This is a genomic window from Desulfosarcina sp., from assembly GCF_033791525.1.
Taxonomy (GTDB): domain Bacteria; phylum Desulfobacterota; class Desulfobacteria; order Desulfobacterales; family Desulfosarcinaceae; genus Desulfosarcina.
Genome location: NZ_JASJGN010000227.1, coordinates 1 through 11,367, shown reverse-complemented (window position 1 = coordinate 11,367; position 11,367 = coordinate 1). Strand labels below are relative to the sequence as shown.

Genomic DNA, 11,367 nt, shown 5'->3' with positions numbered 1-11,367 from the left:
GCATTGTCCCGGCTGGAAAAAGCCCCCACCTGGAAGGTGAATGCACCGTTGAAATAGTCCATGGGGACGAAGGCGTCACCCGAGGCCGTCTGGCGTCGTTCGCCCAGCGCCACGATTTCCACGCGGGCCGTGCCGGGGCCCACCATACCCATTTCCTTGGCCGCGGTATAGGAGAAATCGATGATTCGACCGTGAACAAAGGGCCCCCGGTCATTGACCCGGACCACAATCTCCTTACCGCTGTCCAGGCGCCTGACCCGGACCCAGGTGCCCAAAGGCAGGGTCTTGTGGGCAGCGGTCATGGCGTACATGTTGTAGACCTCACCGCTTGAGGTTTTGCGTCCGTGAAATTTTTTACCATACCAGGATGCGATGCCCTGCTGGGAGAAGCCCTTGGCATGGGGCAGGGGTTTGTACCAGGTGCCGTATACCCGGTAGGGCTTGGGGTGGCCCTTGGGCGTGGGTGGCGCCGGCGGGGGTGCTGTGGCACAGGCCTGCAACAGAAGCAAAAGCGCGACTAAGAGGAGCCTCAGCAATCGTCGTGCGCCTTTGCTTTTCCTCCTGCGGTCTCGCCGACATATCCTTTTTCCACTCAATGGATGGGTTCCTTATCCAGTATCTGTTCGCGGTTATGGGTTCACAGTTCACAGGATTTTTATTGAACGATGCAAAGATTGAATCATTTTGGATACTGATTATCTGGAAGCTTTTTCCAAACTTCTAAATCCAAACAAGAAGACTCCATTAATTTCCTCAGTCTTTTGTATTTCTTAACCGCAAACCGATAACTGTAAACCGTGAACGGGCACCTTATTCTTTGATGGCAATGTTGAGCACGTCGATCATTTTATCAATAAAGTGGAACTGGATATCGTCGCGCACCTTCTGGGGGAGATCCACCAGGTCCTTTTCGTTCCATTTGGGCAACAGGATGGTCTTGATGCCGGCCCGGTGGGCGGCCAGCATCTTTTCCTTGATGCCGCCCACGGGAAGCACCTGGCCCCGCAGGGTGATCTCGCCGGTCATGGCTAGGTTTTTATGGATGGCCTTGTTTTTCAGCAGCGAGACAAGGGCCGTGAGCATGGTGACGCCGGCCGACGGCCCGTCTTTGGGGATGGCGCCGGCAGGAACATGGATGTGGATGTCGTGCTCATCGAAGAAATTCTCATCCACGCCCAGCTTCTTTGCGTTGGCCCGGATGAAGCTCAGGGCCGCCGTGGCCGACTCTTTCATCACGTCCCCCAGTTGGCCGGTGAGGGTGAGGCCTTTTTTGCCTTTCATGGCGGTGGCTTCGATGAACAGCAGATCGCCACCGAAAGGGGTCCAGGCCAGGCCCATGGCCACACCGGGGGTGGACATGCGGGCCTTGGCTTCCGCCTGAAGTTTGACCGGCCCCAGGTATTCGGCCACGTTGGCGACCCTGATGGCGGCCTTCTTGATCTTGCCTTCCGCAATGCCGGCGGCCACGCCTCTGCAGATGGTGGCGATCTCCCGCTCCAGATTACGCAGGCCGGCCTCGCGGGTGTATCCGGAGATGATGCGGCGTACCGCACCGGCGGCGATGTTGATCTGTTTGGCCTTTAGGCCGTGTGCCTCCCGCTGGCGCGGAATCAGGAAACGGGCGGCGATCTTGACCTTTTCATCTTCCGTATAGCCCAGCAGCTGGATCACCTCCATGCGGTCAAGCAGGGCCGAGGGGATGGTGTCCAGCACGTTGGCCGTGGTGATGAACATGACCTTGGACAGGTCGAAGGGAACGTCCAGGTAGTGGTCGGAAAAGGAGAAATTCTGCTCCGGGTCGAGGACTTCCAGCAGGGCCGAAGAGGGATCTCCCCTGAAATCGGAGCCCACCTTGTCGATTTCGTCCAGCATGAAAATGGGGTTGTTGGAGCCGGCCCGGCGCAGTCCCTGAATGATGCGTCCGGGCAGGGCACCCACGTAGGTTCGCCGGTGTCCCCGGATCTCCGCCTCGTCGCGCACCCCGCCCAACGAGATGCGGTGAAACTTGCGGCCCAGTGCCCGGGCGATGGAATTACCCAGAGATGTCTTGCCGGTGCCCGGAGGTCCGACCAGGCAGAGAATGGGCCCTTTGGAGTCGGGCTTTAGTTTTCTCACGGCCAGGTACTCGATGATGCGCCGTTTGGGTTTTTCCAGGCCGAAATGGTCGTCGTCCAGCACCTTGCGCGCTTTCTTGATATCCAGGTTGTCCTCGGTGCTTTCGCTCCAGGGCAGTTCAGTGAGCCAGTTCAGGTAGGTCATGGCCACCGTGTACTCGGCCGAAGAGGGGTGCATGCGCGCGAGTCGGTCCAGCTCGCGCTCCGCTTCCTTCACCGCCTCTTCGGGCAGGTTTTTCTCTACGATCTTGGCCCGGTATTCGTCCAGCTCTACCGTGGCCTCATCGGTTTCCCCCAACTCCTCTTTAATGGCCTTGAGCTGCTGGCGCAGGTAGTATTCCCGCTGGCGCTTGTCCATGTCTCCCTTGACCTGGGACTGGATTTTGTCACCCAACTCCAGAATTTCCAGCTGGTGGTGAAGCAGCTTGGTAACGGCCTTGAGGCGTTTGGTGGAGTCCTTCATCTCCAGAACCTGCTGCTTTTCCTCGGGTGAGGAGTTGATCGTGGAGGCCATCATGTCCGCCAAGGTTCCGGGTTCCTTGATGGAGGATGCCATGGATCCCATTTCATGGGGCAGGCCCGGCGACAGCTGCACGACACGACCGAACTGCTTGATGGCATTGGCCATCAGGGCTTCCGTCTCGTTGTCCTTGTGGTTGATGTCACCGAAGTGCTCCACCATTGCCACCAGGTAGGGTTTGCCTTTTTGAAATGACTTGACACGGAAGCGTCCCAGCCCCTGAACCAGCAACTGCACATGGTTGTCCTCGGTCTTGGCCATCTTCAGGATCATGGCGGCGGTGCCTACCGTGGCCAGGTCTCCGCTTTCGGGGTCCGGTCTGACATTCTCCTGCTTTTTGGCCACCAACAGGCCGATCATGCGGTCGTTGGCCATGGCCTCATCGATCAGATGAACCGATTCACCTCTCAACACCACGAGGGGTAGCACCATTTTGGGGAACAGGGTCGCATCGAACAGCGGCAGTATGGGAAGCACGTTGGGAAGATTATCCGTGTTGTATTCCATGGATGGTTTTTTGTCTTGCATAGCGCCCTCCTTAAAGGGGGTGAAGGGGTGGGGCCTGCCGCCGTCCGTCTACGCGGATAGGGCTGACTAGCACGCGGGCCCGCCGGAAAAACCCATTACTCTTCGCTAATGGGGATCTTGTGCACCGTATCAAGTCTGAGTTTGGCGATCCTGACTTTCAGCAGTCCGTTGGTGTAGGTTGACGAAACCACCTCCGTGTCCACCGGGGAGGGCAGGTAAAGAATACGCTCGAACCGCCCGTACTGGATTTCGGCAAGCCGGTAGGTGCCGTTGGACACCCGGGACATCTCCCTGCGGATGCCGGACACCTTCACCGCCCGTGAGTTGATCTCCAGATCCAGGTCGTCTTTTTCCACGCCGGAAATTTCGGCCCAAATCATGATCTCTTCCGGGGTTTCAAAAATGTCCATCTGCGGCGTCCAAAGGTGTTCCCGGGACGAGAACATGGGGTTGACCGGCCGCGGCCGGAACATTTCCTGGATGGTTTTTCCCAGTCCCTGGTCGGTGGGATCAAAATTGCCTCCGAATTTAATTTTGATGTAATCCATAGGTATTTCCCCGAACCTGTTTCCTGTTAGTGGGTGTAGTGCGGTTTACACGGTTTTGACGACTGGGTAAACTTAGCACCGAAACGGGTGGTTGTAAAGCGACATGGGCGGATTGCCCCGCCCCTGTTGCCTTTGCGCGAATCGGTGTTATCATTGAGCACGTGAATGAGTACGAAGAATCAGTGGCTTTCTTAACGGTGAACACCTTATCAAGAGGAAAAGACGCAAATGGGCAATCAGTTAAAGACCACCCTTCTGCTGGCCGTCATGACGGCCTTGATCATGATCGTGGGCAACCTGCTGGGGGGACGCCAGGGGATGATGATCGCCCTGGTGCTGGCTGCCGGGATGAACTTTTTCAGCTACTGGTTTTCGGACAAGATCGTCCTGAAAATGTACCAGGCCCGTGAGGCGACCCACCAGCAGGCCCCCAAGCTCTTAGAGATGGTGCAGACCCTGTCGCGCCAGGCGGGCCTGCCCATGCCGAAGGTGTACATCATTCCCAAGGAAACGCCCAATGCCTTTGCCACGGGGCGCAATCCCGAACACGCAGTGGTAGCCGTCACCCAGGGACTGCTGACGCTCATGGACCGGCAGGAAACCATGGGGGTGCTGGCCCACGAACTGGCCCACGTGAAGAATCGGGACATTCTCATCGGCACCATTGCTGCCACCATGGCCGGGGCCATCATGTTGCTGGCATCCATGGCGCGCTGGTCCGCCATTTTCGGTGGCGGACATCGTAACGATAACAACGGCGGCGGCATGGGTGTCATCGGCATGATCGCCATGTCCATCGTCGCCCCCATGGCGGCCATGATCATTCAGATGGCCGTATCGCGCTCCCGGGAATACCTGGCCGACGCCACCGGCGCCGGCATCGCCGGCAGCCCCGAAGGATTGGCCCGGGCCCTGGAAAAGCTGGGGACCTACTCCCGGCGCATTCCCATGGACGCCAACCCGTCGACGGCCCACATGTTCATCGTCAACCCGTTGTCCGGAAAAAGTCTGCAGAGCCTGTTCTCCACGCACCCGCCGGTAGAGGAACGCATCAGCCGGCTTCGGGGCGTGCCGCCCGGCAGCGTTGGGCCGGCGCCGCCACCCCCGCCAAAGGGCGGTGACCACAGGCAGGCGGCCGGCAAAGCGTTTTGGGATCGACTGAAAGGGGAATAGGTGCAATCGGGAGACAGGCTGAAGGGCAATTTTTCATCTTCAGCAGCGTAGTCTCCATTTAAGATAGTGTCGATCCACAAATGGCCAATTTGCCTGATATCTGCGTTATGCTCAAGATTTTATCCTCGGAATATCAACTATATGCACCCCAAGGGCACTTTTTTCAGGGTGCCTGCGGTAAAATTTTTCGCTTGCCTTGATCTCAACCAAATTTGCCTATTTCTGGATGGACAATAGATAAAATAGTGCGTTTTGTAAATCTCAATAAATAAATTCCAAATGACAAACAAACCCTAATAAACAATACTCCAAATCTCCAACAGCTATTGATTTCGTTTGGGATTTGGAACTTGTAGGTTGGAATTTATTTGAGATTTGGTGCTTGGAATTTGTTATTCGCGGTAAGTGTCGGTTGGCGACTATTGCTCGCAATGAGGGTGCCTGCAACGTTTCCGTGTTGAAGGGGCATCAATCTCCGCAAGGTCGTTGCGACATACCCGGCAGCGGTTCTCGTCGCACCATTGGCAGGTGAAGCACGCATCGCACGGATGTTTTTTCTGCACCTGGCCGGCATCTTCCGGAACGTAGACTTTGCCGGCCAGGCCGGGGACGTTGACCCAGGCCATCATTGTCCTCCCTTTGTAACCATCTGTATTGATCAAAGATGGGAACGGGCTGCGACTTGTCAACCGTTTCACCACCACCCTAAAGTGTGATAGGGGTACCTTAAGTGGTCGTGTTCATAATTATGACCACTTAGGGAAAGGAGACCGTTTTCAGGTGGACCCTCTATACGATGAAGGCACCATTACCGCTGTCCGTAGGCTCAAAGAGGACGCTGAGGCACTGGCTGACCTGATGGCCCTGGATTCACGAGCGGCCATCGATGCCTGGAAACAGGCGGTGGACACCCGCCTGCTCCCCCACTTGATGCCTGAGTTTCCTCTGGTGGCGGCCATCTGCGGCGGGGGCTCCTCGGGTAAATCCACCCTGTTCAACACGCTTGCCGGGGCAGCGGTTTCCCCCACCGGTGGCCGGGCAGGCATCAACCGCCGAATTCTGATTTCGCTGAACGCCTCCCACCGCAGTACCACCGGTATCGCCAAGGCCCTTTTCGAGCCCTTCGGGTGCCCGCCGCGGCAAATGACGGACATGGCAGAACTCACCACCCCCGGCGATCCGCTGCTGCACTACGTTTCGGACCTGCCGGCAGGCCTGGCGCTGATGGATACACCGGATTTTGACACCGGCGCGGGCGGCAGCTACCAGAACCGGGAGATGGCCGAACGGTCCATTCGGGCCGCTGACGTGCTCGTCTACATCTTCACCAACGCCAACTACAACAACCGGGACAACACTGATTTTGTCGCCCGCATGCTTACCGCCGTGGGCACCCGCAACTGTTTTCTGGTCTACCGGGCCTATCCCGGCTTCACTGACGACGAAATCCTCGAGCATGCCGGCACGGTGGCCAAAAACCTATACGGCGATCGGGCACAGCAACATGTACTGGGCGTTTACCGGGCCGGTGAAGACAACCAGGTGGCAGCCGGACAGCGGGCCATGACCATCCTTCCGGTGGCAGGCGGCCAGCCGGGCCTCATGGCCGCTATGGCCCAGATGGATCCCCGGCAGGTGCGAAGAGAACTTCACCGGTCCATATTCAGAGATGTGACCCGGCAGGGTCAGCAGTTTCTCGAGGAGGCCCGCGAATCGAGTGGACATCTGGCGCTTTACCTGTCGTGTTTGCGCACGGTCCAGCAACGCAGCGTCCAGGATGCGCTGGGACATCTTCCCATGGACGCGGTGGTTCGTCGGTTTTCAGAGATTTGGCAGGATACCGATCCGTCCCATGTCAAGATCATGCGCAAAACCGGACGAGTGGTGGAAACGCCGGTGCGTCTGCTGCTGCGGGCAGCCAAGTGGTTGGGCGGGAGAAAATCGAAGGAAAACGGGTTGCCGGACGGCGGCGACATGGCGGCGGCCGTGGAGGCTGATCTCATCCGGGCGGCCAATCGCCTGCGCCAGGCGGCAGTCGATCCGGCGGTTGTGCTCCACCTGTCTGAAACTGATCCGGCAGTCGGTCCGCTGCGAGAATCGGTCCGCCGACTGGCGGAGAAAACCGGTGCCACGGGCCAGCGCACCGACTCGGGCATGATTTCCCTTCAGGTTCCCCTTCACCCTGCCCTGGCGGCACTCCAGGCCGACCTTCGAAGCCAGAACTGGTCGGCCGTCGTCGACGACATGCTGGCCCGGCAGGAGCGCCTGCTGGGCCTCACCAGTCAGTTGGAAGCCGACCTGCAGCGGTTGGCCAACGAGCAGCGCTCCCGCATGACAACTGTCGATCAGATTCGGCAAACCTTTTCAGCCATGCTCAACATCATCCCCGCCACTGCCGCGGTGACCTATGTCCTTCACACCGGGGATCCAGTGGGAGCAGTGGGCATCAAGGTCAAGCTGGCCGGGCTGTTCGGCCTCAACGATCTGTATGCACTGGTGGCCATCCCGGCCACCGCCGGCATGAAAAAGGCGGATTTGAAGCAGCTCGAAGCCCTGCTGGGTCCGGTGGCCCGGGCTTGGCTCACGCACAAATTGACGGCCATCGAAGCGCTGTTTGAAGAGAAGATCACCGGGCCGCTGCTGCGACGGGGCCGGGACGTGGCTACACATACCGCCGAACGGATCGAATCGATGTCTGAAAGCCTGGCCCGCTGCGGCCGTGCACTGGAGAAAACAACATGATGGAAGCGCAGATGGCCAGACTCCGGGCCATGGGAGAGCTGGAAACCGTTCGCACAGACATTCTGGGGCTGGCCGAGACTCTGGAAGGCATCTCCCTGTGGCGGCCCGCCGTCGGCATGAGGAAAGCCTGCGACGAATCCCTGCTCATGCTGGACCGTCTGGTCGAACGCTTCGATCGCAAACTGGTGGTTACGCTGGTGGGACCCAGCGGTTCGGGAAAATCCACGCTGCTCAACGCCCTGGCCGGAGAAGACAACCTCTCGCCGTCCGGCCACCGTCGTCCCACCACGCAGCAGGTGGTGGCATTTTGCCGGCAATCCGCCGATGCCGGGCAGCTGATGGACGAGCTGGGCCCGGAAAACATCAGAATCCACGCCAGCCAGGCGGCCGAGGCCCTTGAAAATGTTATCCTCATTGACACGCCGGACACGGACAGCACCCACCATGACCGTCACGTTCCCATCATCCACAAGGCCATCCGCCTGTCCGATGTGCTTGTCTGCGTGTTTGACGGGGAGAACCCCAAACGGCGGGATCACACGGATTTTCTGGCCCCCTATGTAAGGTTGTTCAACGGCGAGAGTCTGGTGGTGGCGGTGAACAAATGCGACCGGTTGGCGGAATCCGAGCTCACCGGCACCATCATGCCCGATTTTTCCCGGTATATCGGTGACGCCTGGTCCGTAGAACCGGCGGCCGTTCTGTGTGTCTCCGCCAGAAGCCATCTCAAGGACCCGGGCTGGGATCGCGAGGCCGTGCCCAAACACGACCGGAACCAGTTCGACCAACTGCAGCAGCTGATTGTCGGCACCTTCAACCGATCCGGCTTTTCCGTGGACCGCCGACTGGAGAACGCCAGGAGCCTGAGAGAGTACCTTTGGCAAACCGTTCAAACGGAAGCGAAAAAGGAGAAAAAAGACCTGGATGCGGCCATCGGCCAGATGGCCGCATCGGAGGCCGAAGCCATGCGGCAGGCGGTGACCGCTTTCCGCGGCGATGGCCACGCGCTGATGCCGGGCATCAACGTGCGCCTTTACCAGCAGCTGGCTCAGCGTTGGCTGGGGCCCGTGGGATGGCTGGTGGCGGTTTGGACCCGGATCCTGGTTTTCGGCACCGGCATCGCATCCCTATTGCGATTCGGCAATCCGGTCCGGCAGATTGTCGGGGCGGTTTCTGCGGTCAGACATTATGCGGATTCTAAAAAGGCCATGGATGCGGCGGATCGCGGGTCCGGGGCCGGCATGGCCCTGCAGCGCTACGACAGTGCCATCGCCCGTGCGTGGCCCGATATTGCAGAGACGCTGATCAAGGCCCGTTTTGCCACCTCGGTGCGCGAGGCTCGCCATGCGCCGGGTTACGGGGAGGAGATCGGGCAGCGCCTTTCCCTCGTCTGGAACGATGCTTTTGAGAATGAATTGGCCAAGGCCGGCCGCCGGCTGAGCGGAGGGCTGCTGCAGCTGGTCTTCAACCTGCCGGTGCTGGGTGTGTTGGGCTATGCGGGATGGCTGACGGCGGTTAATTTTTTTTCGGGCAGCATTCTTTCGAGCAACTTTTTTCTGCACGCCTTCTGGACGATTGTTCTCGTCCTCTTCCTCAGTTTTTTCCTGCTCCAGGCGGTAATTCGCCTGGCGGCCGGAAAAGAGCGACTGCTGGCACGCATATTTTCCAGTGTCCGGGAAACGGTGGACCAGCAGCACAACCTGTCTGAAAACCCGGTGTGGAAGCAGGCGAATACGATTATTCGATTGGGGGATTGGGGGATTGGGGGATTGAGGGATTAGGGGATTAGGGGATATGCCAATTCCTGAATCCCTTAATTCTCAATTCAGAATTTATGGTCCAGCATTCCTCAATCCCAAATTTTATCTTTTCTCCGTATGTCTTTTCATCTCCGCCATGAGCTGCCGGGTCCGGTGGCCCGGCAGCCCGTCGGCAATGACGCCGTCATCCACCTGAACGACCGGCACGAGCCCCTTGCTGGTTCCGGTGATGAATACTTCGTCGGCGGTCAGCAGTTCGGTGCGGGAGATGTCTCGCAGGTCAATGGCGAAAAGCCCCTGGGCCAGTTCCAGCACCACCTTGCGGGTCACGCCGGAGAGAATGCCCCTTCCGGGCGTCACCAGCTTGTCACCGACAAAGGCAAAGATATTGGAGGTGGTGCACTCCATGGCCAGGCCGTTGCGGTCGATGTACAGGGCTTCGATACCCCCTTCGGTGGCGGCCTTTTTCAGGGCCAGGCTGGCCGAGATATAGTCGATGCTCTTGGCGCCGGGAATCGGGCGCTCCACCTCCCAGGAGATAATTTTGACCCCCTTAGTGTACCAGTGATCGGGCAGTCGCGGTACCGGTGACACCAGCACCAGCAGGCGCGGGCTGCCCGACGGGGTCATGAAATCCGTGCTGGAGCCGCCGGTGACCACGATGCGGATGTTGGCTTCCGGGATATCATTTTTAGCCATGGTCTGTTCCACCACCCCGACGATTTCCTCGTGGGACCAGGGCAGGGTGAGCCCGATTTTCTGGGCGGATGTCTCAAGCCGGTCGATGTGGGCATCCAGGAAATAGGGCCTGCCGTCGTAGGTTCTGAGCAGGTCGAATACGCCGATGCCGCGAAGGATAGCCAGGTCGTCCACCGGGATGACCGCCTTTTCCGCCGGTACGAAATTACCGTCAATGTAATAGATTGCCACCTAAACCTCCCCATGGCTGTTTGCAAGAAAACGAGTGCGCGCTTCTCCTGTTACACCATTGGAATAAGGGGCTCAAGGGATAACATCAAAACCCGGACGCGTTCGAATCGAGTGCCGGCGGTTGGAGCATTAGCGGAATCATCCTGAAACGAGTGGAAAAAAGATACGGATGATGGTTTCTTTGGATACCATGCTTATTTTGGAAGTCTGTGCGAATCGCGTTATGGCCATGCGCGGATTGTGAACAACAACAGACTGATCGGACGGAAAAAGAGAGCGAAGTACCAATGGAATCGGTTGAAATTGTAGAAGCGGACCTGGATCGCAAGGATCACCAACAAGCAGTGATCGACCTGATCGATGCCTACGCCATGGACCCCATGGGAAACGGCGGAGCCCTTCCGGGCGACGTCAAAAATGCGTTGATTTCCGGGCTGAAGAAGCATCCGACCACCTTGATATTCCTGGGAATGATTAACAACGAGGCTGTCGGCATTGCCGTGTGCTTTATCGGTTTTTCCACCTTTGCGGCCCGCCCGCTGATCAATGTCCATGACCTGGCCGTCCTGCCCGTCCACCGGGGAAACGGCGTCGGCCGGCAGCTTCTGGCCGGCGTGGAGCGCAAGGCACGCGACATGGGCTGCTGCAAGGTGACCCTGGAGGTGCTGGAAAACAACCGCCGGGCCCTGAATCTGTATGCGGCGGCGGGCTTTTCAAGGGCGACCTATACGGTGGAAGCCGGTGGGGCATTCTTTTTTGCGAAGAAGCTGTGACCAGTGAACCGAAAAATCAAACTCCAAATTCCAAGCTCCAAATAAATTCCAAGGTCTAAAATTCCAAATTCCAAACCGCAATCTGGAACCTCGTTTGAGATTTTAAAATTGCCTTTTGGGGTTTATTTGAAATTTGTTGTTTGTCATTTATAATTTCCAGCAAATCAGGACACCTCGCATCTGCCATGCCAATCAAGGAAAAACAACAATATGAATGACTTCCTGTCCATATCACGATCGGACATGCAGCAACGGGGATGGGATGACCTGGATGTCATC

The 11,367-nt window shown here is 58.2% G+C and carries 8 protein-coding genes; 4 read left to right on the top strand and 4 right to left on the bottom strand.

Annotated elements, in window-relative coordinates; genetic code table 11:
- The 3 genes from QNK41_RS11390 to QNK41_RS11380 form a co-directional block, all read right to left on the bottom strand.
- Window positions 1-536: septal ring lytic transglycosylase RlpA family protein (locus QNK41_RS11390; protein ID WP_319256840.1), on the bottom strand; the 536-nt coding region annotated here is incomplete at its 3' end.
- A gap of 274 nt (window positions 537-810) precedes the next feature.
- Window positions 811-3,162, bottom strand: a complete 2,352-nt coding sequence (lon, locus tag QNK41_RS11385) for an endopeptidase La (protein ID WP_319256838.1) — start codon at window positions 3,160-3,162, stop codon at window positions 811-813.
- 95 nt (window positions 3,163-3,257) lie between these two features.
- The gene (locus tag QNK41_RS11380; protein ID WP_319256836.1) at window positions 3,258-3,710 is read right to left on the bottom strand and encodes an Hsp20/alpha crystallin family protein; all 453 of its coding nucleotides are present in this window, start codon (window positions 3,708-3,710) and stop codon (window positions 3,258-3,260) included.
- A gap of 228 nt (window positions 3,711-3,938) precedes the next feature.
- Here QNK41_RS11380 and htpX point away from each other — a divergent pair, with 228 nt between their 5' ends.
- The 3 genes from htpX to QNK41_RS11365 all read left to right on the top strand — a co-directional run bounded on the left by htpX (window position 3,939) and on the right by QNK41_RS11365 (window position 9,406).
- Complete coding sequence (gene htpX, locus QNK41_RS11375) at window positions 3,939-4,883, top strand: zinc metalloprotease HtpX (RefSeq protein ID WP_319256834.1); 945 nt, start codon at window positions 3,939-3,941, stop codon at window positions 4,881-4,883.
- 780 nt (window positions 4,884-5,663) lie between these two features.
- Window positions 5,664-7,625, top strand: coding sequence for a dynamin family protein (locus QNK41_RS11370; RefSeq protein ID WP_319256832.1), 1,962 nt, complete (start codon window positions 5,664-5,666; stop codon window positions 7,623-7,625).
- Window positions 7,622-9,406 (top strand): GTPase domain-containing protein, encoded by a 1,785-nt coding sequence (locus QNK41_RS11365; protein WP_319256830.1) that lies wholly within the window; start codon window positions 7,622-7,624, stop codon window positions 9,404-9,406. Before QNK41_RS11370 ends, QNK41_RS11365 begins: the two co-directional genes overlap by 4 nt.
- Before the next feature lie 81 nt (window positions 9,407-9,487).
- Here the strand turns inward: QNK41_RS11365 and QNK41_RS11360 are convergent, their stop codons facing one another.
- Window positions 9,488-10,315, bottom strand: a complete 828-nt coding sequence (locus tag QNK41_RS11360; protein ID WP_319256828.1) for an aminotransferase class IV — start codon at window positions 10,313-10,315, stop codon at window positions 9,488-9,490.
- Window positions 10,316-10,602: 287 nt separating this feature from the next.
- Here QNK41_RS11360 and QNK41_RS11355 point away from each other — a divergent pair, with 287 nt between their 5' ends.
- The gene (locus QNK41_RS11355; RefSeq protein WP_319256826.1) at window positions 10,603-11,088 is read left to right on the top strand and encodes a GNAT family N-acetyltransferase; all 486 of its coding nucleotides are present in this window, start codon (window positions 10,603-10,605) and stop codon (window positions 11,086-11,088) included.
- The last annotated feature ends 279 nt before the right edge of the window (window positions 11,089-11,367 follow it).